Source organism: Rhodanobacter sp. UC4443_H10 (assembly GCF_052978325.1).
Genome location: NZ_CM129668.1, coordinates 620,825 through 643,373, shown reverse-complemented (window position 1 = coordinate 643,373; position 22,549 = coordinate 620,825). Strand labels below are relative to the sequence as shown.

At 65.4% G+C, this 22,549-nt stretch carries 22 protein-coding genes and 2 pseudogenes; 12 read left to right on the top strand and 12 right to left on the bottom strand.

What is annotated here, in order from left to right:
• Positions 1–92: 92 nt before the first annotated feature.
• From ACVCMB_RS02935 to ndk, 4 genes are all read right to left on the bottom strand, one after another.
• On the bottom strand, positions 93–1,007 hold the full coding sequence (locus ACVCMB_RS02935; RefSeq protein ID WP_447106107.1) for a helix-turn-helix domain-containing protein: 915 nt from the start codon (positions 1,005–1,007) through the stop codon (positions 93–95).
• 83 nt (positions 1,008–1,090) lie between these two features.
• Entirely contained in the window at positions 1,091–1,879 is a 789-nt protein-coding gene (gene pilW, locus ACVCMB_RS02930) for a type IV pilus biogenesis/stability protein PilW (RefSeq protein WP_447098945.1), read from the bottom strand.
• Positions 1,869–2,999 carry a 23S rRNA (adenine(2503)-C(2))-methyltransferase RlmN gene (gene rlmN / locus ACVCMB_RS02925; protein ID WP_447106106.1) on the bottom strand — a complete coding sequence of 377 codons (1,131 nt, stop codon included), beginning with the start codon at positions 2,997–2,999 and terminating at the stop codon, positions 1,869–1,871. The genes pilW and rlmN overlap by 11 nt, the downstream gene beginning before the upstream one ends.
• A gap of 138 nt (positions 3,000–3,137) precedes the next feature.
• Complete coding sequence (ndk, locus tag ACVCMB_RS02920) at positions 3,138–3,563, bottom strand: nucleoside-diphosphate kinase (RefSeq protein WP_395118411.1); 426 nt, start codon at positions 3,561–3,563, stop codon at positions 3,138–3,140.
• Between the two features lie 236 nt (positions 3,564–3,799).
• Between ndk and ACVCMB_RS02915 the strand changes: the two genes are divergently transcribed.
• From ACVCMB_RS02915 to ACVCMB_RS02890, 6 genes and pseudogenes are all read left to right on the top strand, one after another.
• A complete protein-coding gene (locus ACVCMB_RS02915) occupies positions 3,800–4,411 on the top strand; it encodes a TetR/AcrR family transcriptional regulator (RefSeq protein WP_395118409.1) in 612 nt (203 codons plus the stop codon).
• Between the two features lie 66 nt (positions 4,412–4,477).
• Positions 4,478–6,862: a 3-hydroxyacyl-CoA dehydrogenase/enoyl-CoA hydratase family protein gene (locus tag ACVCMB_RS02910; RefSeq protein ID WP_447106105.1), complete on the top strand. Its 2,385-nt coding sequence runs from the start codon at positions 4,478–4,480 to the stop codon at positions 6,860–6,862.
• Between the two features lie 150 nt (positions 6,863–7,012).
• Positions 7,013–8,218, top strand: coding sequence for an acetyl-CoA C-acyltransferase (locus ACVCMB_RS02905; protein WP_447106104.1), 1,206 nt, complete (start codon positions 7,013–7,015; stop codon positions 8,216–8,218).
• Between the two features lie 178 nt (positions 8,219–8,396).
• Positions 8,397–8,675, top strand: coding sequence for a type II toxin-antitoxin system RelE/ParE family toxin (locus ACVCMB_RS02900; RefSeq protein WP_447106103.1), 279 nt, complete (start codon positions 8,397–8,399; stop codon positions 8,673–8,675).
• 9 nt (positions 8,676–8,684) lie between these two features.
• Entirely contained in the window at positions 8,685–8,984 is a 300-nt protein-coding gene (locus tag ACVCMB_RS02895; RefSeq protein WP_447106102.1) for a HigA family addiction module antitoxin, read from the top strand.
• A gap of 86 nt (positions 8,985–9,070) precedes the next feature.
• Positions 9,071–9,556, top strand: a pseudogene (locus ACVCMB_RS02890) (thiolase family protein); the annotation flags it as partial.
• A gap of 122 nt (positions 9,557–9,678) precedes the next feature.
• On the opposite strand, the gene ACVCMB_RS02885 reads toward ACVCMB_RS02890, so the two are convergent.
• The gene (locus ACVCMB_RS02885) at positions 9,679–10,929 is read right to left on the bottom strand and encodes an ATP-dependent nuclease (RefSeq protein ID WP_447107209.1); all 1,251 of its coding nucleotides are present in this window, start codon (positions 10,927–10,929) and stop codon (positions 9,679–9,681) included.
• Here ACVCMB_RS02885 and ACVCMB_RS02880 point away from each other — a divergent pair.
• Genes ACVCMB_RS02880 through ACVCMB_RS02870 form a run of 3 tightly spaced genes read left to right on the top strand, consistent with a single transcriptional unit; the run spans position 10,909 to position 12,326 of the window.
• On the top strand, positions 10,909–11,130 hold the full coding sequence (locus tag ACVCMB_RS02880; protein ID WP_447106101.1) for a hypothetical protein: 222 nt from the start codon (positions 10,909–10,911) through the stop codon (positions 11,128–11,130). The genes ACVCMB_RS02885 and ACVCMB_RS02880 overlap by 21 nt on opposite strands.
• Before the next feature lie 36 nt (positions 11,131–11,166).
• Positions 11,167–11,520, top strand: a complete 354-nt coding sequence (locus ACVCMB_RS02875) for a transposase (RefSeq protein ID WP_369491286.1) — start codon at positions 11,167–11,169, stop codon at positions 11,518–11,520.
• Positions 11,481–12,326: an IS3 family transposase gene (locus tag ACVCMB_RS02870; protein WP_447107208.1), complete on the top strand. Its 846-nt coding sequence runs from the start codon at positions 11,481–11,483 to the stop codon at positions 12,324–12,326. The genes ACVCMB_RS02875 and ACVCMB_RS02870 overlap by 40 nt, the downstream gene beginning before the upstream one ends.
• 58 nt (positions 12,327–12,384) lie before the next feature.
• Here the strand turns inward: ACVCMB_RS02870 and ACVCMB_RS02865 are convergent.
• Positions 12,385–12,633: pseudogene (locus tag ACVCMB_RS02865) on the bottom strand (AAA family ATPase); the annotation flags it as partial.
• Positions 12,634–12,701: 68 nt separating this feature from the next.
• Positions 12,702–13,301 carry a hypothetical protein gene (locus ACVCMB_RS02860; protein ID WP_395118401.1) on the bottom strand — a complete coding sequence of 200 codons (600 nt, stop codon included), beginning with the start codon at positions 13,299–13,301 and terminating at the stop codon, positions 12,702–12,704.
• A gap of 384 nt (positions 13,302–13,685) precedes the next feature.
• Here ACVCMB_RS02860 and ACVCMB_RS02855 point away from each other — a divergent pair, with 384 nt between their 5' ends.
• Positions 13,686–14,612 (top strand): hypothetical protein, encoded by a 927-nt coding sequence (locus ACVCMB_RS02855; protein WP_447106100.1) that lies wholly within the window; start codon positions 13,686–13,688, stop codon positions 14,610–14,612.
• Positions 14,613–14,754: 142 nt separating this feature from the next.
• On the top strand, positions 14,755–16,323 hold the full coding sequence (locus ACVCMB_RS02850) for a phospholipase D family protein (protein ID WP_447106099.1): 1,569 nt from the start codon (positions 14,755–14,757) through the stop codon (positions 16,321–16,323).
• A 6-nt stretch (positions 16,324–16,329) separates the two neighbouring features.
• Here ACVCMB_RS02850 and ACVCMB_RS02845 read toward each other — a convergent pair whose 3' ends face one another.
• The 5 genes from ACVCMB_RS02845 to cysG form a co-directional block, all read right to left on the bottom strand.
• Positions 16,330–17,331, bottom strand: a complete 1,002-nt coding sequence (locus ACVCMB_RS02845) for a GlxA family transcriptional regulator (RefSeq protein WP_447110584.1) — start codon at positions 17,329–17,331, stop codon at positions 16,330–16,332.
• Positions 17,279–17,827, bottom strand: a complete 549-nt coding sequence (locus ACVCMB_RS02840) for an isochorismatase family protein (RefSeq protein ID WP_447106097.1) — start codon at positions 17,825–17,827, stop codon at positions 17,279–17,281. The genes ACVCMB_RS02845 and ACVCMB_RS02840 overlap by 53 nt, the downstream gene beginning before the upstream one ends.
• Positions 17,828–18,011: 184 nt before the next feature.
• Positions 18,012–18,596 carry a TMEM175 family protein gene (locus ACVCMB_RS02835; RefSeq protein ID WP_395118391.1) on the bottom strand — a complete coding sequence of 195 codons (585 nt, stop codon included), beginning with the start codon at positions 18,594–18,596 and terminating at the stop codon, positions 18,012–18,014.
• 80 nt (positions 18,597–18,676) lie between these two features.
• Positions 18,677–19,615, bottom strand: a complete 939-nt coding sequence (cysK, locus tag ACVCMB_RS02830; protein WP_395118389.1) for a cysteine synthase A — start codon at positions 19,613–19,615, stop codon at positions 18,677–18,679.
• Between the two features lie 76 nt (positions 19,616–19,691).
• Complete coding sequence (cysG, locus tag ACVCMB_RS02825; protein WP_447107207.1) at positions 19,692–21,158, bottom strand: siroheme synthase CysG; 1,467 nt, start codon at positions 21,156–21,158, stop codon at positions 19,692–19,694.
• A 291-nt stretch (positions 21,159–21,449) separates the two neighbouring features.
• Between cysG and ACVCMB_RS02820 the strand changes: the two genes are divergently transcribed.
• Positions 21,450–22,445, top strand: a complete 996-nt coding sequence (locus tag ACVCMB_RS02820; protein ID WP_395118387.1) for a LysR substrate-binding domain-containing protein — start codon at positions 21,450–21,452, stop codon at positions 22,443–22,445.
• The last annotated feature ends 104 nt before the right edge of the window (positions 22,446–22,549 follow it).

Below are 22,549 nucleotides of genomic sequence, written 5' to 3'. Positions count from 1 at the left end.
ACAGGTAATGGGTGGATCAGACCCGCCTGGTCGCAGGCGGGCAGTGCGCAAGCATAACCGAATTGGGTCGCCGGCAGCGGCGGCGATGCCGATCAGAGGGCAGTGGCGGAGGCCTTGCCGTCCTGCACTTGCACGCGGAAATGCGCGACGTTGGCGCGGCGGAAATCATCCATTCCCACCGCCTGCCCGTCGATCGCGACCTGGGCGCCGCCGACGTTGCCGATGCTCACGTTCAGCGGCTGGTCGCTGTGATAGACGGCGTGACTGCCCGCCGGCAGCAAACCGTATTCGAGACGCGTGCCGTCGGCACGGGTCACCTCGACCCAGCTCGGCGCGCTGAGCGTCAGCTCCAGCTGATGGCCACCGCTGCCGGCGGCGACCACCGCTGCCGGCGGCGCAGGCACGGCCGGACGAGTGTCGCTGGCGAGGCTCGGGAACGGCGCCATCGAGGCCAGCAACGGCTGCTCTGATGCCGTGTCGGCGGCCGCGGCCTGCACCGGCGCCGCCGGCTGGCGGGCGCGGTCGGCGGCAACCATCGCCGGGGTGCTGGTGCCGGCTTGCTCCTGCTGTGCCACCGGGGCGGCGTCCAGCGGGGCCAAATGGGTGATGTCCCGATCCAGCGTGCTTTTCACGCCGAACCAGAGCGTCGGCACGGCGATCACCAGCGTCAGCACCACGTAGGTGGCCGCAGTGGCGTAGCGGTCGAACAGGAAGCGCGAATGGGAGATGCCGCCACTGGTCACCAGCGGCGCGTCGACCTGGCGGATGCGGTCCACTTCGAGCTGGATGGAGGCGTCGTTGATGCCCAGGTGGCGCCCGTACTTGGCGATGTAGCTGCCCAGGTAGACCTTGGAGTCGGTGCCGTCGTACTGATCCAGTTCCAGCTTGCGCAACACCCGCACCGGCAACCGCAGCGCGTTGGCGCAGGCCTCAAGATCGAGTCCGCGTGCCTCGCGCGCCGCGCGCAGCCGGCTGCCGAAACTCGGCTGGGCCGATTCACCGGCCATCGCTCCCTGCCCCGCTCCATGGGCGAGGGAAGAATGGGTGCCGTCAGGCGCGTGGTCGAACATGGGAGACTGCTGCATGGACGTCATGGGTTGTCGATGGAGTCAAGGGCGTGCGCCTGTTCCGAGTCCGGGAACTGGCTGCGCAGTCGCTTGAGATAATTGCGGGCCCCCTCCGGGTTGCCCATGCTTGATTCGATGTCGTACCCCAGTTTCAGCGCGGCGGCAGTCGGTTTGCCCAGCGCGTCGAAACGCTGCAGGAATGCCCTTGCGCGAAACGCATCTTTCCCCTGGTAAAGAAGGTTTGCGAGCTGGAAGAGTGCCTCGCCATTCTGCGGATTTCGCGCGATGGCGTCACGAAAATCCGCTTCTGCCTTGGTTTTGTCGCCTGCCATCAGCTGGCAGACGCCGGCGTTGGCCAGGGCCTCCGAAGGGGTGGCGTAGAACGGATCGGCCACTGCCTTGCGAAAATAGGTTTCGCCCTCGGCATAGTTGCCCCGCGAACACAGGAACTGGCCGAGGTTGTTGTTCCAGGCACCCTTGGTCGGCTCCAGCGCCACCGCCTTGCGGTAGTGCTGCTCCGCTTCGGCCAGCTTGCCGATCCGCGCGTCGATGTAGGCGAGGACGGTATGGGCGGGAGCGTAGTTCGGGTCGAACTGGAGCGCCATCTGCACCTTGCTCAGCGCCGTCTGCAGGTCGCCGGTGGCAAGGTAATGCTGGCCCAGTTCGGTGTGGATGCGCGCCGCGTCCGTGGCCTGCTCGGCCTTGCTCTCCTGCGGCAGCGGCTTGCCCAGCGCACCGGTGTTGGTATGCGTGGTGACGCAGCCGGCCAGGGCGAACAACAAGCAGGGAATCACCACCCGGTCAAAGCGCATGCAAAGCCCCCTGGTTCTGCCGTTTGCGAAGTTCGGCGCTGCGCCGGGTACGGTCGGCGACCTGCCCCGCCAACTGGCCGCAGGCCGCGTCGATGTCGTCGCCGCGGGTTCGGCGCAGCATGGTCAGCACGCCGGCATTGAGCAGCTGACTCTGGAAATCGTGGATCGCAGCCGCGTCCGAGCGCGCGAACTGCGTACCCGGGAAAGGGTTGAACGGAATCAGGTTGACCTTGCACGTGGGCAGCTTGCGCATCAGCTTGATGAGCTGGCGGGCGTGCTCGGGCTGGTCGTTGACGTCTTTCATCAAGGTGTATTCGAAGGTGATCGAGGTGCGCGGCTTGCGCGCGACCCAGCGCTGGCAGGCCGCCAGCAGCTCGGCGATCGGGTAGCGCTTGTTGATCGGCATCAGTTCGGTGCGCAGCTCGTCGTTGGCCGCGTGCAGCGACACCGCCAGCGACACGTCGATGGCATCGGACAACTGGTCGATCAGCGGCACCAGGCCGGCAGTGGACAAGGTGACGCGCTTCGATGCCAGGCCGAAGCCCAGGTCGTCGCGCATCAGCTTCATCGCCTTCAGCACGTTGTCGAAATTGGCCAGCGGCTCGCCCATGCCCATCATCACCACGTTGGTGATGCGCCGGTTCTGGTGGGTGACGTTGCCCAGGTACTTCGCCGCCACCCATACCTGGCCGATGATCTCGGCGGTGGACAGGTTGCGGTTGAAGCCCTGCGCGCCGGTGGAGCAGAACTGGCAGTTCAGCGCGCAGCCAATCTGCGAGGACACGCACAAGGTGCCGCGGGTCGGCTCGGGGATGTAGACCGTCTCGATCGCATTGCCCGAATCCATGCCCAGCAGCCACTTGTGCGTGCCGTCGGTGGCGACCTTGTCCAGCAGCGTCTTGGGTGCGCCGATGTAGCAAGCCTCGGTGAGCTTGGCGCGCAGCGCCTTGCCCACGTCGGTCATGTTTTCGAAGTTGTCTTCCAGGTCGTGGTAGATCCACTTCATCACCTGCTCGGCGCGATACGGCTTCTCGCCGATCTGCGTGAAGAAATCACGCAGACCCTGGCGATCGAAATCGAGCAGGTTGACCTTGTTCGAGCTGGCGACAACTGAGTTCAAAGAGTGGCTCTTGTGAAGAGTGCGGCCACGGATGGCCGCTGTTTGATCTTCGCGTTCAGGGACGAACGCACTTGTTTCTACTGTGCGGCCACGAGTGGCCGCTGTCTGATCTTCGCGTTCAAGGATGAACGCACGAAATTAACGCGAAACCACATCCGTCGCCGCAAAGAAATAGGCGATCTCCACCTTGGCGGTTTCCACGGCGTCGGAGCCATGCACGGCGTTGGCGTCGATCGACTCGGCGAAGTCGGCGCGGATCGTGCCCGGCGCAGCTTCCTTCGGGTTGGTGGCGCCCATCAGGTCACGATGGGCCAGCACGGCGTTTTCGCCCTCCAGCACGCTGATCATCACCGGGCCGGAGATCATGAACTCGACCAGGGCCTTGAAGAACGGGCGCTCGCGATGTACGGCATAGAAGCCTTCGGCCTCGGCGCGCGACAGCTGCTTCATGCGGGCGGCGACGATTTTCAGGCCGGCCTTTTCGAAACGGGCGTAGATTTCGCCGATGACGTTCTTGGCGACGGCATCGGGCTTGATGATGGAAAGGGTGCGCTCCAGCGCCATGGGATCTGCTCCGGCTGACGGATTTCGGGAAAAGTGATTGAGCGGGCAACTACCGGCAAAGGTAGCCAATTCCGACAAGGAATGAGGATTTAGCCCACTAAAGTCTGACAGATTCTAGCTCATTGGCAAGGATTGCGCAGGCCTGATCCATACGCTCGTTTGACGCCCGGGAAGCGCTTCCCGTATGCTCAAACGATCGTTTGAATCGCGTCAGCTGCCAAAGGACGTCCGCTTCCGTGAACTCGACCAGCTCCACCCGGGATCGCATCCTCGGCACCGCGGAAAAAATGTTCGCCCAGCGCGGCTTCGATGGCGCCTCGCTGCGCCAGCTTACCGCCGCCGCCGGGGTCAACCTGGCCGCCGTCAACTACCACTTCGGCTCCAAGGAGAAACTGGTCGAGGAGGTATTCCGCCGGCGCCTGGACGCCTTGAATGCCAATCGCCTGGCCGCCCTGCACAAGCTGGCCGGCGGCGAGGCCACGCTCGAACAGGTGCTCGCCGCCTACATCCGCCCGGCGCTGGAGCTGTCGCACGACGGCAAGGGCGCCCTGTTCATGCGCGTGCTGGCGCGCGCCTTCGCCGAGCACGACGACAACTTGCGCCGCTTCCTGTCGGAGAACTACGGCCACGTCATGCGCCAGTTCACCGCCGAATTCGCCCGGCTGCTGCCGCACCTGGGCAAGGCCGAGCTTTACTGGCGCATCGACCTCGTGACCGGTGCGCTGACCCACGCCATGTCGGGCTTCGGCATGATCCAGCGCAAGGGCGACGTCAGCGAACAAGAGCATCTTGAGCAGACCGTCCAGCACCTGATCCGCTTCGCCGCCGCCGGGCTGAGCCACCCGTGAACTCACCCCGCCAGCGCTGCCTGCCCCATTGATCGCGTCACCACCATCGCACCATCGGAGAAGCCAATGACCGCTGCATCTTCCCCCACCCTCGGCTTGCGCATCCGCAAGGCCGCCGTGCTGGGCGCCGGTGTCATGGGCGCGCAGATTGCCGCGCACCTGACCAACGCCGGCGTGGAAACCGTGCTGTTCGACCTGCCCGCGAAAGAGGGTCCGAAGAGCGGCATCGCGCTGAAGGCGATCGCCAACCTGGCCAAGCTGTCGCCGGCCCCGCTGGCCGACAAGGCCCTGGCCGCCTCGATCATCCCGGCCAACTACGACGATGATCTCGATCACCTGAAGGATGTCGACCTGGTCATCGAGGCCATTGCCGAGCGCATGGACTGGAAACTCGACCTGTACAAAAAGATCGCCGGCCACCTGTCGAAGACCGCGATCATCGCCTCCAATACCTCGGGCCTGTCGATCAACACGCTGGCCGAGGCGCTGCCGGAGGAAATGCGCCACCGCTTCTGCGGCGTGCACTTCTTCAATCCGCCGCGCTACATGCACCTGGTCGAGTTGATCCCGACCCGGCTCACCGACCAGAACGTGCTGGACGGCCTCGAAGCCTTCCTGGTCACCACCGTCGGCAAGGGCGTGGTGATCGCCAAGGACACGCCCAACTTCATCGGCAACCGCATCGGCGTGTTCTCGATGCTCGCCACCATGCATCACACCGAGCAGTTCAAGCTCGGCTTCGACACCGTCGACGCGCTGACCGGCCCGGCCGTGGGCCGCCCCAAGAGCGCCACCTACCGCACCGCCGACGTGGTCGGCCTGGACACGATGGCCCACGTCATCAAGACCATGGCCGATACCCTGCCCGACGATCCCTGGCACCGGTACTTCAAGGCGCCGGCGTGGCTGGCCGGCCTGATCGAGAAGGGTGCGTTGGGCCAGAAGACCGGCGGCGGCTTCTACAAGAAGGTCGGCAAGGACATCCAAGTATTGGATGTGGCCAAGCAGGACTTCCGCCCGTCCGAACAAAGGCCCTCCGATGAAGTCGCCGCGATTTTGGCGATCAAGGACCCCGCCGAGAAGTTCGGCAAGCTGCGCGCCTCCAGCGACCCGCAGGCGCAGTTCCTGTGGGCCACTTTCCGCGATCTGTTCCACTACACCGCCTATCACCTGGCCGACATCGCCGACACCGCGCGCGACGTGGATTTCGCCATCCGCTGGGGCTACGGCTGGAAGCTCGGCCCGTTCGAGACCTGGCAGGCCGCGGGCTGGCAGCAGGTCGCCGAATGGATCAATGAAGACATCAAGGCCGGCAAGGCGATGAGCGATGCGCCCCTGCCCGCCTGGGTCACCGACGGCCGCACGGGCGTGCACGGCAAGAACGGTTCGTATTCGGCCAGCGCCAACGCCGACAAGCCGCGTTCGCAGCACCCGGTGTACCAGCGCCAGTTGTTCCCCGATCCGATCCTGGGCGAGAAGTTCGACACCGGCAGCACGGTGTGGGAGAACGACGGCATCCGCCTGTGGACGCTGGGCGACGACGGCGTCGGCATCATCTCGTTCAAGACCAAGATGAACACGGTCAACGACCACGTGCTCGACGGCATCCAGCACGCGATCAGGCTGGCCGAGGAAAAGCTCAAGGCGGTGGTGATCTGGCAGACCGGCGAGCCGTTCTCCGCCGGCGCGGATCTCAAGGGCGCGCTGGGCCTGCTGAAGGACGGCAAGTTCGACGACTTCGGCAAGATGGTCGCCAACTTCCAGCGCACCAGCATGGCGATCAAGCACGCCCTGGTGCCGGTGGTGTCCGCCGTACGCGGCATGGCCTTCGGTGGCGGCTGCGAATTCCAGATGCATTCCGCCCGGACGGTTGCGGCACTGGAAAGCTACATCGGCCTGGTCGAGGCCGGCGTCGGCCTGCTGCCCGCCGGTGGCGGCCTGCATGAACTGGCCGTGCGTGCGTCCAGGGCCAATCCGGCCGATCCGTTCGAGGAACTGAAGAAGGTGTTCGAGACCGTGGCGATGGCCAAGGTTTCCCCCAGCGCCATCGAGGCGAAGAACATGGGCCTGCTGCGCGACAGCGACGTGGTCGTGTTCAACGCCTACGAACTGCTGTACGTCGCCAAGAAGGTGGCATTGTCGCTGGCCGAAGCCGGCTACCGCCCGCCCCTGCCTGCCCAGGTCATCGTCGCCGGCGACGTCGGCACCGCCACCTTCAAGGCGCAACTGGCCAACCTGCAGGCCGGCTACTTTGCCTCCGAACACGACGTCGACATCGCCTCGCGCATCGCCGACACCCTGTGCGGCGGCGTAATCGAGCGCGGCTCGACCGTCGACGAGGAATGGCTGCTGGCACTGGAGCGCAAGCACTTCGTGGAGCTGGCAAAAACCGAAAAGACCCAAGCCCGTATTGCGCACACGATGACCACCGGCAAGCCGCTCAGGAATTGACCAGACCCCTCCACGCCGTCATCCCAGCAAAAGCTGGGATCCAGCGCCTCGAGACACAACGTCAAGACACTGGATGCCAGCTTTCGCTGGCATGACGATCAAAAACCAAAGCCGTCGCTGCTTCATGCGCGACGCCACGGAGCAAGAACCATGACCAAGCAAGTGCAAGACGCCTACATCGTCGCCGCCACCCGCACTCCGGTCGGCAAGGCGCCGCGCGGCGTGTTCCGCAACACCCGCCCGGACGACATGCTCGCCCACGTGATCCGCGCCGTGACGGCGCAGGCGCCCGGCATCGACCCGCACCAGATCGGCGACGTCATCATCGGCTGCGCCATGCCCGAGGCCGAGCAAGGCATGAACGTGGCGCGCATCGGCCTGCTGCTGGCCGGCCTGCCGCACACCGTGCCCGGCGTCACCGTCAACCGCTTCTGCTCCTCCGGCCTGCAGTCGGTGGCGATGGCCGCCGACCGCATCCGCCTGGGCCTGGACGACCTGATGCTCGCCGGCGGCACCGAGAGCATGAGCATGGTGCCGATGATGGGCCACAAGATCGCCATGAACCCCGCGATCTTCCAGGACGAGAACATCGGCATCGCCTACGGCATGGGCATCACCGCCGAAAACGTCGCCAAGCAGTGGAAAGTCAGCCGCGAGCAGCAGGACGCGTTCTCGGTCGAAAGCCACCGCCGCGCCCTGGCCGCCCAGGCCGCCGGCGAGTTCAAGGACGAGATCACCCCGTTCCAGCTCGATGACCATTACCCGGATCTCGCCAGCCGCGGCATCACCACCGACAACCGCGTCATCGACCAGGACGAAGGCCCGCGCGCCGGCACCACGCCCGAAGTGCTGGCCAAGTTGAAAACCGTGTTCCGCAACGGCCAGTTCGGCGGCACCGTCACCGCCGGCAACTCCAGCCAGATGTCCGACGGCGCCGGCGCCGTCATGCTCGCCAGCGAAAAGGCCATCAAGCAATACAACCTGCAGCCGCTGGCCCGCTTCGTCGGCTTCTCCGTCGCCGGCGTCCCGCCCGAAGTGATGGGCATCGGCCCGAAGGAAGCGATTCCCAAGGCGCTCGCGCAAACCGGCATCACCCAGGATCAGCTCGACTGGATCGAACTCAACGAAGCCTTCGCCGCCCAGGCACTCGCCGTGATGGGCGACCTCAAGCTCGACCCGGCCAAGGTCAACCCGCTCGGCGGCGCGATCGCGCTCGGCCACCCGCTCGGTGCGACCGGCGCGGTGCGCATCGCCACGCTGGTGCACGGCATGCGCCGGCGCAAGCAGAAGTACGGCATGGTGACGATGTGCATCGGCACCGGCATGGGTGCAGCGGGAATCTTCGAGGCACTCTGAAGTTCGTCATTCCGGCGAAGGCCGGAATCTGAAACTGGGACGGCGCCGTAGCGATACGGCGCCGTTCGCGTTTGAGTGGATCTGATCCGCTTGCAAACCCTTCTCGGCCAAGGGATGCGTTGTCCAGCGGATACGGTGCTCGTTTGACGTATTACGTCAAACGTAATACCGTCAGCGCGTGATCAGGAGCTTTCATTGCAAGGATACGCAGGCGCTGTTCGAGGGTGGCGATCCTCGTCGGTTCCGTGCCATCAAGGACGCCGCCATCCGCAAGTTGTCGCAACTCGATGCCGCGCAAACGCTTGAGTTTCTGCGTTCACCGCCTGGCAACCAGTTCGAAGCCCTCAAGCACGATCGCGCTGGCCAGCACAGCATCCGCATCAACCGGCAGTGGCGCGTTTGCTTTGTGTGGACAGCCAGCGGACCCGACCACGTCGAAATCGTGGATTACCACTGAGAGAGCCACATGAAACTTCCCGTCAATCGCATGCGCCCTGTACATCCCGGCGAAATCCTGCGCGAGGACTACCTTACCCCGCTGGGGATGAGCGCCAACGCCTTGGCCGTGGCACTGAGCGTACCGGCCACCCGCATCCACGAAATCGTCAACAAACGCCGCGGCATCAGCGCCGACACTGCCGAGCGCCTGGCACGCTACTTCGGCGGCGACGCGGTGTCCTGGCTGAACCTGCAGGCAACTTACGATCTCAAGACACTCGCCACGCGCGACGAAATCCTGCGTCGGGTGGAGCCACGGGCCGCGTGACTGGAGCGCCACGGGCTGGTTGTTCCGTCCCGTGAGAGCTGCAGTGACGTGGATCAAACCGGCTTAATTACCCCCGTCCCCTTTAATTCGGCAACGGCCAGTTCGGCGGTACCGTCACCGCCGGCAACTCCAGCCAGATGTCCGACGGCGCCGGCGCCGTGCTGTTGGCCAGCGAAAAGGCCATCAAGCAATACAACCTGCAGCCGCTTGCCCGCTTCGTCGGCTTCTCCGTCGCCGGCGTGCCGCCCGAAGTCATGGGCATCGGCCCGAAGGAAGCGATTCCCAAGGCGCTCGCGCAAACCGGCATCACCCAGGATCAGCTCGACTGGATCGAACTCAACGAAGCCTTCGCCGCCCAGGCACTCGCCGTGATGGGCGACCTCAAGCTCGACCCGGCCAAGGTCAACCCGCTCGGCGGCGCGATCGCGCTCGGCCACCCGCTCGGCGCCACCGGCGCGGTGCGCATCGCCACGCTGGTGCACGGCATGCGCCGTCGCAAGCAGAAGTACGGCATGGTGACCATGTGCATCGGCACCGGAATGGGCGCGGCGGGGATTTTCGAGGCGCTCTAAAAAGCTTGTCATTCCGGCAAAGGCCGGAATCGCTTTTCAACAACAGAGCTGATCATCCAGAGGCTGGAAACAAGAACGGCGCCGCAGGAATACGGCTCCGTTCTTGTTTGTGGCTCTGCCGCTCATGTACGCGGCACAAAGCAGGACTGAACTATCTCGCAGAACCCGGTCAGCTTCGCATTGTCAATTTGATTGGTGGCATAACAATACAACAAGTGCTGAGGCTTTCTGTGGCTGGCACCAGGTGAGTTAACGCCGAGCACGTTTTCAAGATCTTTCGGTATCGTGATGACCGCGTGCGTAAAGTTGGCGTCCTTCGAATCCGCAATCAGCTGATTGAGTTCCTGATGCTCGTTTGCATTGTTGTCGTCATCGTGCAGCACCGCATGCACAACACCGAGACCGCTCAGTAGATTCATGAAACGGTGAATGTTGTATTTGCCGAGACAGTCCAGGACATACGTGCCTTGGGGCAAAGCCAGCTTGCCGTCATCCAGCAACCGGTTAATCAAGGCAGTCTCGCTTGGTCCCTCGACCAGCAAAACATGTTGTGCAAACAGCATTCCCGCCCGGTCAGGATTGAGCCACAAGAAGAATTTCACGGACTCCATCTCAGGTTTTAGGTCATCAGCCTGCATGGTCTTCAGTACGTTGGGATATTTCGCTGCAACATGCTGGATTGCGTGATTAGCGTCAACGATGTTGTTCCATAGCGCCTCGTCAATTTGGAAGGTGGAGACGATGCCCTCCGCTCGTCGTGTCCGAATGATGGTCGGAATCCGCATGGCATTTCTACTTACGAAGTGCGCTGAATGGGTAGGGCAGACGATTTGCCAATCAGCTGCCTCACTTACCTTGATCAGGTTACGGGCCAGATCTTCCTGTTGAGGCGGATGCAGGAATGCCTCAGGCTCTTCAAAGAGCACTAGATTCAAGGAAGGGACAAAGTCCTTTGCCTTCTTCGCAACCTTCTGTGGCACGTACTTTGCGCCAAGCTGAATCAGTGAATAGACGAAGTGGCGCTGGAAGCCAGAGCCAAAGTACTCAACGCCTTGCGGCTGTTCATGATGGTTGTCGCGGATGTCCCATCCGAGCAGCGATTTAATGATTTCCGCTGTGGAAGGCGCGGTGAATTTGAGGTTGAAATTCGTCTGCCACGGTGCAAGCAGAGCATTCAAGTCATTTTCGAAGTTTGACAGCGAGCGCTTATCTTCAGTTTCGATTGTGCGAACGCTTGCGGCAAAGGTGGTAACGCTATCCGTCAAGGTCTTGTAAGCGTCGCTCCCTTCCACGACATCCGACATGATGTTGGTGATCAAGTCGCGCAGGGCCGATGGTCCACTGAGTTTGGTGTGTTCATCGACCTTGCTGATTGCCGGGATGTAGATCAGGTCGCCAAACTTGCCGCTCTGAACATTCTTCGCGCCATAGAAGGGTTCATTAGACAGCGTGCCATCAGACTTGTAGCCAAGGATCGAGCCAGCGGCATTCTTGCCGTCATGCAGTTTCTCGCCGGTCTGAAAGAGCTTCCTAACCTTCAGCGTTTTCTCGGCAGGATAGTTCCTACGCTTTAGTGGACACCCTGAACTACCACTTCAGGAGTCCACAAGATGCCCAAACCAGGTCCACGAACCACCTACCGCTATACCCAGGAATTCAAGGCAACCGCTGTCCGTTTGAGCCTGTTACCGGGCGTCGCGGTGGGTGACGTTGCCCAGTCGCTTTACATCCACCCGTTCATGCTGTCTCGTTGGCGCAAACAGGCGCGCGAGGGATTGATCATGACGAAGGGTGTGGCGGTCGACAAAGCCGTGGCAGCGGAGCTGAAGGAGCTGCGTCGGGTGAAGAAGGCCTACGAGCAGCTGAAGATCGAGCATGACCTTTTAAAAAAAGCGATCGCGTTCACTTCCAGTCCAAGGCCGACATCTTCGCCTTCATCCGTCAGCAAGAGCACCACCCGGTGAGGCTGTTGTGCCGGCTGTACGGGGTCAGTCCAAGCGGGTATTACGCCTGGCGGGATCGACCGTCGAGCGCGCGTGCGCAGGAGGATGCACGACTGCTTGAGAGCATTCGCCACGTGCACGCCGAAGGCCGGCAGACTTACGGTAGCCCGCGGGTCCACGCCGGCCTGCAACGCAACGGTGAATCCGTCGGACGCCGCCGGGTCGAGCGCTTGATGCGGGACCATGCCATCCGTGGCTGCTCTGCCGATCTGTATCGACGTTGTCCGGGTGTCGATCGCTTCTTCGCCAGCGTCGACAACCAGGTGCACGAGCTGACGGTGGATCGGCCCGATCAGGTCTGGGTCACCGATGTCACCTATCTGAAAGTATCGGGTTCATGGCGCTACCTCGCCACCGTCATGGATCGCTATTCGCGGCGCCTGCTGGGCTGGTCGCTGGGAACGGACCGGACGGCCAACCTGACGCGCCGGGCGTTGGCAGCGGCGTTGCGCCAACGCAAACCGCCGCCCGGCACGTTGCTGCACAGTGATCGCGGGGTGGAGTTTCTGGCCAGCGACTTCAAACGCATGCTGGCCAGGGCGGGCTTGGTGCAGAGCGTGAACCGCCCGCATCGAATGACCGACAACGCGCATATGGAGTCGTGGAACAAGTCGATGAAATCGGACATGTATCACCGCGACAGCTTCTGCACCGAAGGCTCGCTGCGAAGCGCCGTGCGCAGCTACATCGATTTCTACAACAGCAAGCGCTTACACTCTGCCTTGGGCTATCGTTCTCCCATCGAGTTCGAGGCACAGTACGGCTAACCAACCGGTGTCCACTTTTGCGTAGGAACTCTCCAGTCTTGTATTCATCCTTCAGGGAATCGTGTTCTTGGTCAGCGAGTGCAAACGTCAGTTCTACCCATGACTCCTGATCCGCCGCACCCTTGAGCGGGAAATCCGCTTCCTTCTTGAATTTAAACCCATCTTTCTCGTAGAAGGCCCGGATGCAATCAATGATCGTGCTCTTCCCGGAATTGTTCGCACCCACAACCAGCGTATAGGGATGGAAGTACATCGAAGCGTCGATGATGCCCCGGAAGTTGTGTATCGAGATGTGTATCAGTTTCATACGGCAGTCCCCTACGCATTGCTGTTTTTTCTAACTCATCTCCGGCTAGCAAACCGGATCAGAGCCACTTATCGCCTGCCTTGCTGCGCCCGAAACACCCGCCTAACCTCCGGATCCAGCACATCCACCTGCCGCTTCTGCTGCAACATCGCCCGCTCCCCTGCCCTCAACTGGCAATTCCGCGACAACGTATCCGCACCTTTCGACGTCGTCGCCGTCACGTCCTGCAGGTTGACCACCACGCCCAGTGTGTCGCCCAGTGGTTCCAGGGCGAGGCAGATGCGGTCGATGGTGGCCATGCTGCGGTACTGGTTGCCGCCGACCATCACCAGCAGGTTGCTGCGGTCGATCCAGACTACGGATTGCACGCCTTGCAGCGGGCGCACGGCGGTGCGGGCGGCTTCGTGGTTGATCGGGCGTGACGGGTCGGGCAGATGCATGGAGCGCATCATGTCCTTGTGCATGGCGTCGACGTGGCCTTGCATGGCGCGCTGGTCGCCGGTCAGGCCGGCGGCTTCGATGCCGGCGAGGTGGCCGGCGGTGGCGAGCGGGTTGGTCGCGCCGGCCTGCTGCGGTCGGCGGGTGTTTGACGGTGCGTCTGCATCGGTCCTGCTGCAGCCTGCAGCGGCCATGCAGATGACGGCGGCAGCCATCGGCCAGCGTTTCATGGTCATCCATTCCCCCCGGAATACCGGCCGAGCATAACGCAGGAGTGCGAAGACGCTCACGTTTCATGGCAAGGCGGAAGGCTTCGCGCTTTCGTGGTCGGGATGCCCGGCGTCGCGGTTGGAGGTCGTGGCCCCGCCACCAAGCAGAAGAGCCTTGACGCCGGCCTTCCCGACATCGTCGTCTGAGCAGACAGCGCCGATGGCGGGATTTTTTTGTTTCGGCATCGCGCGAAGAAGTGCCAACGCCGGGGTTCCATCGTTCCACCGACGCAAAGATTGCCTTGCGCGCCGAGTCCGGAACCTCGTCGCCGGGGCTTTTTGCTCCGATCTCGAGTTTCAAAACTCGTACACTCCCCCCATCCATACGACACAGGGACGACGATCATGGGTATCGGCATCGGCATGCGCGGCATCGACCTGCAGAAGTTCCTCATGGTGGCGCGGGAGCGCAAGGTCATCCTGCTCGTGCGACATACCAACGAGGATTCGCTGCGCTACGTCGGCATGCCCGGCTATTACCCCAAACCGGCCCTGGTGAAAGCCAAGACCGCCGACGTCAACCCGCCGGGCCCCATGCGCTCGGTGGCGGGGCGCATGGTGAAACAGGACTACGTCATCGCCGGGCTGGTGGTGCACCCGGGCATGCACCCCGGGGCTTTCAAGTCAGCCAAGCGGGACAAGGCGATGAAGGCCTGGCACGACGGCATGCAATACCTGGCGGCCGAGAACAAGACGCCGCCCATGGGCGATCCGCAGCGCCCGGAAAGCTGGGCGGCCTGGGGCGTGGGCCGCGCCGCCGCCTGCTCGGCCGAGTGGCGCTGGCGCGTCGACGTCGACCCCGCATCCCGCCACTACGGCTGCCTGCAGCTCGACCACGCCGGCAAGGGCTGGGTCTACATCCACGGCGACTACGATCTGAAGGATGTGATCGTTCGCGGCAAGGAAACCGACAACCGACGCCATGAAGGCCAACTCCACGGCGTCAAGAACTTCACCCCGTTGCTCCCGGACATGGAGTTCGAGCGCATCCGCAGCTCGCTGAACCAGCTGATCGGCGCCGACATGGTGCAGCACGGCGCGGAGGCGCAGTTCGCCTGGCACGGCGACGAACCCGTCACCGTGGTGTTCCCCGACTGGACCTTCCTGCTGCTGACCGACGCCACCACGGTGCAACGCTGGTACGAAGAACTGAACCGGTCCGTGCTCGCCGAGAAAGGCCACGACTACGTACGCGACCGCTCCCGCATGTTCCACTTCGGACCGCAGGGGATGTTCGCGCCCGGTGCCATGCCGTTGTCGAGCTGGGGATAAACGAAAGGCGGAAACCCGAGTACCCGAGTCAGGCGAGGCTCCGCAGTCGCATGGATTTCACGGCCGCCTTCGCAAAGTACGCCGCTGGCGATGGACGATTGCCGCGAAGCCGTGATCGGCACGCAGCAAAAGGCGGGTGAACATGCGGCGACTCATCAGTGTGCTTGGCGCGGTGTTGCTCGGCGTGGCCCTGGCGGGCTGCTCGCCGCCCGCGCCCGGGGTCAAGCCGGTGTCGAAGGCGTTGCCGCCGACCGTGGGCACGCCGGCGGCGCGCTACGTGCATGCCGAGACCGACAAACACCAGGATCAGTCGGGCTTTCGCCTGCTGATCCGCAGCACCGATGCGTTGATGAGCCGCGTGGCGTTGGCCGACCACGCGCAGCATTCGCTGGATCTGCAGTACTACATCTTCGACAACGACGCGACCGGGCGACTGATGGCGCAGCGCCTGCTGGCCGCGGCCGACCGTGGCGTGCGCGTGCGCCTGCTGGTGGACGACATCAACGCCAGCCAGGCGATCGACCTGTTCGACGCGCTGGATACCCACCCGAACATCGAGGTGCGCCTGTTCAACCCGTTCGCCACGAAGAAGCCGTCGGTATTCTCCAAGGCTGCCCAGTTCCTGCTCGACACGCACCGGCTGAACCGGCGCATGCACAACAAGTCGTTCATCGCCGACGGCAACGTGGCGATCGTCGGCGGACGCAACATCGGCGATGCATACTTCGACGCGGGCGAGGACACCCATTTCCGCGACCTCGACCTGATCGCGATCGGCCCGGTGGTGTCACAGGCCTCGCATGCCTTCGACGAGTACTGGAACTGCGACGCGGCTTATCCGGTGAAGGCATTCCATGGCAAGCATGCCGATCATGTCGACCTGGCGAAACTGCGGACCGAACTGGCGCACGATGCGCGCGCATTCGCGCAATCGGACTACGCCCAGGCCACGCTGGACGCCCTGCCCTACGGCGCCTCCGCCGACCGCAAGGGCCAGTGGTTCTGGGGACCTGCCACGCTGGTGGCCGACCAGCCGGCCAAGATCGAGGCGACAGAGGACCAGCCCGAGCTGCGCATCGGCCCGGACATCAAGGCGATGGCGGATGGCACGCAGCACGAGTTGCTGCTGATCTCGCCCTACTTCATCCCCGGCGAGCGCGGCACGGCCTATCTCGATTTGCTGGCCAGGCGCGGGGTGACGGTCAAGGTGCTGACCAATTCGCTGGCCTCGAACGACGAGCCGATCGTGTACTCGGGCTACTCGCGCTATCGCCGACCGCTGCTGGAGAGCGGCGTGCAGCTGTACGAATTGCGACCTGCCGCGGGTGCGCCGCAACGGGTCACCACCGGGGGCACCTCCTCCGGCGTCAGCCTGCATGCCAAGGCCATCGTGGTGGATCGGCGCAAGGTGTTCATCGGCTCGATGAACATGGACGCGCGCTCGAAGCTGCTCAACACCGAGATGGGCATCATCGTCGACTGTCCGCTGCTGGCCGCGGCGGTCACCGCGTTCTTCGACAGCGCCACGCTGCCCGAGCAGGCCTACCGCGTGATCCTGAAGCAGGACGGCTCGGCGCATGGCGGCGCCATGCAATGGCAGGCCACGGAACACGGCAAGCCGGTGACCTACGACCACGACCCCGGCGCCACCACCGGCCGCCGGGTCGAGGTGCAGATGCTCAAGCTGCTGCCGCTGGAAAGCCTGCTCTAGGCCCGCTCAAGCGCGTGACCGCACCGACGCCGGACGGTCGTCGGCATGTGCTGCCCACAACCGGCGCAGCTGCCGCGCCGAACCCAGGCCCGCGCACTCGGCCGCCCGCTCCACGTTGTCGCCGTTGGCCAGCGCCTGCCGCGCGAGCGCCAGCCGCAGGCGCGCGTGGTAGCGGTTGACCGACATGCCGCTGGCTTCGCGGAAGTGGCGCGTGAGGCTGCGCACGCTCAGGTGGCCGATGTCGGCCAGCCGCGCCAGCGGCCAGTCCTGCGCGGGCGCCTTGAGCAGTGCATCCTGCACGCGGTGGATGGCCATGTTCATGTGGTTGCGCCCTTCCAGCCACGGCGACAGCGCCGGGTCGCCGGCGGCGCGGCGCATGTAGACGGCCATTTCCCGCGCCACGGCGACGGCCAGGCGCGGCGAGCCGAGCCTGGCGATCAGGTGCAGCGCGAGGTCGATGCCGGCGGTGATGCCGGCGCTGGTGCAGACCTCGCCGTCTTCGACGAACACGCGGCTGTCCAGCACCTCGGCCGCCGGCGCCAGTTGGCGCAGCTCGTCGAGCAGGCTGTGGTGCGTGGTGCAGCGCCGCCCGTCGAGCAGGCCGGCGGCCGCCGCCAGCAGCGCGCCGGAACAGACGCAGGCCAGCGGTCGGCCAGCGACGACATGGCGCCGCAACCAGGCCACCAGCGCCTTGCCGGCCGCCGACGACAACAGGCGCGCGGCGCTGCCGGTGGCACCGCACACCACGATCAGCACGTGCTCGGGCAACTTCGCCGGCAGCGGTTCGACGCCGGCAAGACTGACGCCCAGCGCGGTTGGTGCCGCCTCGCCCGCCACCACCGGCGCCATCAGCCGCAGGCGCGCCGGCAAGCCCATCGCCGCGGCAATGCGAAAGGCGTCGGCGGCACCGGCCAGATCCAGCAGGATCAGGTCCGGCGGCAGCACGAAGCACACCTCAGTGATCGGCGAGGACGTCATCGACGGTGCGGATGCGGGCAAAGCGTCCATCCAGAACCAGTTCCGTGCGTTGCTTGATGTCCTGCGCATCGTAGCGAGTGCCGCTGCCGGCGTGGACCATCGGAAAGGTCAGCGTGGCCTCGGTGACGTAGTCGACGTCGAAGCCGAGATCGGAAGCGACCCGGGCAGTCGTCTCGCAGCACTGCTCGCTGCGGATGCCGCTGATGATGACGCGGCCGATGCCGCGCTCTCGCAGCCATGCCTGCAGGCCGGTGCCGGTGAACGCGTTGTGCACCTGCTTGCGGAACACCGTGTCGCGCACCTGCGGCACCCACGCCATCGGCTGCACCAGCCCCGACGCCACACTGAAGTGACCGGTGACCTCCTCGTGCAGGATGCGCACGATCGGCCAGCCGCGGGCGCTCGCGCCGTCGATCAGCTGCAACAACTTCTCGCGGAACGCCGGCAGGTCGTCTTCGCGCCAGTACGGTGCCTGCAGGAACGATTGCTGCACGTCGATGACCAGCAAGGCGGGGGTGTCGGACATGGGGCGACTCCATCATGGGGGAGCCGTCACTCTAGGCAGCCGCTGCGTCCTCGACGAGCCCTGCACCGGACCCGGAGCGGACCGATCCGGCCAACCCTTTCCGGCCAACCCTTTCCGGCCAACCCTTTCCGGCCAACCCTTTCCGGCCAACCCTCGCCGGCCAACCTCGCCGGCAGAACCCGCCTCAGTGCGGCGCCCGTCCCGCCACCCGTTCGATGCGCCGGTCCGGCACCAGCCACAGCAGGGCGGCCACGCCATACAGCAGTTGCGCGATCCACGCGGCGCGGAACGAGACGAGGATGGCACTGGCGTAGATCACCGGCGAGAGTTTTCCCTTCCAGTCGCCGCCGACGGCGCGGGCCAGCGCGGATGCCCTGCCCTCGGCGCGGATCAGCGCGCGTTGCAGCATCCAGTACGCCAGCGCCGCCATCAGCAGCACCACGCCGTACAGCGCCGTCGGCCCCTGCGCGAAGTGGTTTTCGCCCATCCAGCCGGTGGCGAACGGCAGCAGCGACAGCCAGAACAGCAGATGCAGGTTGGCCCACAAAACCGCGCCGCTGACCGGGCCGGCCAGTTGCAGCATGTGGTGGTGGTTGTTCCAGTAGATGCCCACGTAGACGAAGCTCAGCACGTAGCTGAGAAACACCGGTGCCATCGGCAGCAGTGCCGCCAGCGTCTCGCCGTGCGGCACCTTCATCTCCAGCACCATGATGGTGATGATGATGGCGAGCACGCCGTCGCTGAACGCCTCGAGTCGGTTCTTGTGCATCGTCGCCCCCGGGATCGATCGAAGTCGAGTATCCGACGAGGCGCCCCGGGGCGCGAGCCCCGGTTGCCATGCAGCCGCGCTCAAACCTCGTCGGAACCCTCGTTGACGCCCTCGAACAGGAAGGTCGACAGGTAGCGTTCGCCGGTGTCGGGCAGCATCGCGAGCAGGACCGATCCGGCCGGCGCGTCCTTCGCCACTTCAAGCGCCGCGGCCAGCGTGCCGCCGGAGGACAGCCCGGTGAAGATACCCTCGCGCCGGGCCAGTTCCCTCGCGGTGTCGCGCGCCACCACGTCGTCGACGGTGACGATCCGGTCGACCACCTTGGCATTGAGCACGGCGGGCACGAAGTCCGGCGTCCAGCCCTGGATCTTGTGCGGCTGCCATTCCTTGCCGCCAAGCAGCGAGGCGCCGGCCGGCTCCGCGCCAATCACCTTGACCTGCGGCCGAGCCACTTTCAGCACCTCCCCCACGCCGGTGAGCGTGCCGCCGGTGCCCCAGCCGCTGACGAAGTAGTCCAGCCGCCGGCCGGCGAAGTCGCCGAGCACTTCGGCCGCCGTGGTCTGGCGGTGGTAGGCCGGGTTGGCCGGGTTCTCGAACTGGTCGGCGAGGAACCAGCCATGCTGTTTCGCCAGTTCGGCGGCCTTCTCCACCATGCCGGTACCGCGTGCCGCACCGGGGGTGAGCACCACCTTGCCGCCATAGGCGCGGATCAGCTTGCGCCGCTCCAGCGAGAACGTGTCGGACATCACCGCCACGAACGGATAGCCGCGCGCCGCGCACACCGCGGCCAGCGCCACGCCGGTATTGCCGGACGTGGCCTCCACCACGGTCTGCCCGGGTTTGAGCGTGCCGCGCTGCTCGGCGTCCAGGATGATCGCCAAGGCGAGTCGGTCCTTCACCGAACCGGCCGGGTTGAACGCCTCGATCTTCACGTAGATGCTCACGTGTGCGGGCGCCAGGCGGTGCAGCTTCACGATCGGCGTGCGGCCGATGGTGTCCAGGATGTTGTCGTAGATCATGGGTGTCTCCTCGGGGAATCGGACGTGAGGAACGGGCGCATGGACGAAGGCAGATGATGCGCCGATTCGGGATCGGTCAACAGGCGGCGCGATGGATCGCCTCGAGCACGCCATCGCGCGCCGCCGCGGCGGCGGGCAAGGCGTGCACGGTCGCGCCCAGCGGGGCGGCGCCGAACCAGGCCAGCGACGGCGCCAAGGCGGCCACCTCGCCCAGGATCAGCAGCGCCGGCGAGCTCACGGCGTGGGCTGCGGCTCGCTCGGCAAGGTTGCCCAGCACGCCGCAGACCACGCGCTGGTTCGGCAGCGAGCCGTTTTCGATCAGGGCGAACGGCGTGGACGCAGCGCGGCCGTGTTCGACCAGGCGCGCCTGCAGGGTCGCCAGCTCGTTCACGCCCATGTAGATCGCCAGCGTCTGCCGCTCCTGCGCCAGCGCAGGCCAGTCCACGGTGTCGTGCGAATCGCGGCAATGCGCGGTGACGAAGCGCACTGACTGGGCGCGCTCGCGATGAGTCAGCGGCACCCCCGAGTAAGCCGCGCAGGCCACGGCGGCGGTGATGCCGGGCACCACTTCGAAAGGAATCGCGTGGGCGTGCAGAAACTCCAGCTCCTCGCCGCCGCGACCGAACACGAACGGGTCGCCGCCCTTCAGCCGCACCACCCGCTTGCCGGCACGCGCATGCTCCAGCAGCAAGGCGTGGATCGCCTCCTGCGTGGTGTGGTGCCGGCCGGCCTGCTTGCCGACCTCGATCCGCTCGGCATCGCGCCGGGCCAGCGCCAGCACGCCGGCACCGACCAGCCGGTCGTGCAGAATCACGTCGGCCTCGTTGAGCGCGCGCAACGCACGCAAGGTCAACAGGCCCGGATCGCCGGGGCCGGCGCCCACCAGCACCACCGAACCGGTGAGCGGCGACGGCGTATCGGCGAGAGCATGTTCCGCCGCCGCCTGCGCCTCGCCATCTCGCTGCTGGCGCAACAATTGCGCCACCGGCCCGGCCAGCAGGCTGTCGTAGAAGGCGCGTCGCGCCGCCAGTGCGGGAAAACGGGCACGAATGCGCGGGCGCAGCCGGGCCATCAGCCGGGCCAGCGTGCCCAGCGAATCATCCAGCAGCGCTTCCAGCCGCTCGCGCAGCAGGCGCGAGAGCATCGGCGCCTCGCCGCCGCTGGAGATCGCGATGGTCAGCGGTGCGCGGTCGATCACCGCCGGCACGTGGAAGCTGGACAGCGCCGCATCGTCGACCACGTTGACGAAGATCCGGCGCAACTCGCCCAGACTGGCCACCAGCGCGTTGATCTCGCGATCGGGCGTGGCCGCCACCACCAGCCACACGCGCTCCAGCCAGCTCTCGCGGAACGGATCGGTGCGATGGGCGATACGGCCCTGCCGCACCCAGCGCTGCAGGCGCGGCGTGAGGCTGGGCGCGTTCACCGTCACCTGCGCCCGAGCCTGCAGCAGTGCTGCCACCTTGCGCTCGGCCACCGCGCCGCCGCCGACCACCAGCACGGCGCGCTGCGACAACGAGGCAAAGATCGGGTAGAGCTTCATGCGCAGGAATGGCCGGAGCAAGGGGTTCGCCTACGCTACGAAGCCGCCACCGGCACCACAAATGATTTGTGCCTTGGTGCTTATGCCGTCGCGGCATGACCGGCAGGCCCGATTGACATGCAACACGAATGGACGTATAGACGTCCAATATGAAAGTATGTCATTCCATCGACAAGGGTATCCGTGGCGACCGGCCAGGGGCTCGTCACGCCGGCGGCCGGGGGATTGCACGATGTATGCGCAGCTGCATCGCCCATCCGTCCCCCGACCATCGCCCACGGACTCCTGCCCATGACGCTTACCCAGCTGCGCCATCTCATCGCCATCGCCGACTCCGGCCTCAACATCACCCTGGCGGCCGAGCGCGTGCATGCCACCCAGCCCGGTCTCAGCAAGCAGCTGCGCCAGCTTGAGGACGAGCTGGGTTTTCAGCTCTTCGTGCGCAAGGGCAAGAGCCTGGATGCGGTGACCCACGCGGGCGAGCAGGTGATCGAACGGGCGCGGATCATCCTGGCCGAGGCAACCAACATCCGCGCGATCGCCGCGAACCTGCGCAACGAGGCCCACGGCGAGCTGCGCATCGCCACCACGCATACCCAGGCTCGCTTCGCCCTGCCCGCGGCAATCGCCGCGCTCAATGCCAGCTTCCCCCAGGTCAGCGTGCATCTGGAGCCGACCCGCGACGCCGACGTGCTGGCCCGGCTGGAAGCCGGTCAGGTCGATCTGGCCATTATCAGCAGCGCCGGCAGCGCGCCGGCCGTCGGCATGGCGTTTGCCGCCTATCGCTGGCAACGGGTGATCGTCACCCCGCGCGACCATCCGCTGGCGCGGCGCGCCGCCGCGCCCACGCTGACCGAGCTGGCGGGCTTGCCGCTGGTCAGCTACGACTCCTCGCTGCGGCCGGAGTCGTCCTTGCGCCGCGCGTTCGAGGAGGCCGGGCTGTCACCGCAGATCGCGATGACTGCCGGTGACGCCGACCTGATCAAGACCTACGTGCGCGCCGGCATGGGTGTGGGCATCCTCGCCGAAATGGCCATGCAGCCCGGCGACGCCGACCTGCTCGCGCTGCCCGCCGATGCGTTGTTCGCGCCGTGCACGACCTGGGTGGTACTGCGCCGGGACAGCGTGCCGCGTGAGTACACGCTGGCCTTCATCCACCAGTTTGCACCCCATCTCGGTCGCCACGAACTGCGCCGCGCGCTGGCCGGCGAACCACCGCGCGACGGCTGGGCCGAGGTGCCGCACTGGCGCGAACGTCAGCGGTCGCCTGCCGCGCAAGTCGCCTGACGCTCCTGGTCGGGCCCGCTCCCGCAAGGACGGCTGACGATGCCCTGACGGCCACGCGCCATCTCACCCGGTGAGACGCGCACGCGGCCTAATCCGCGGACCTT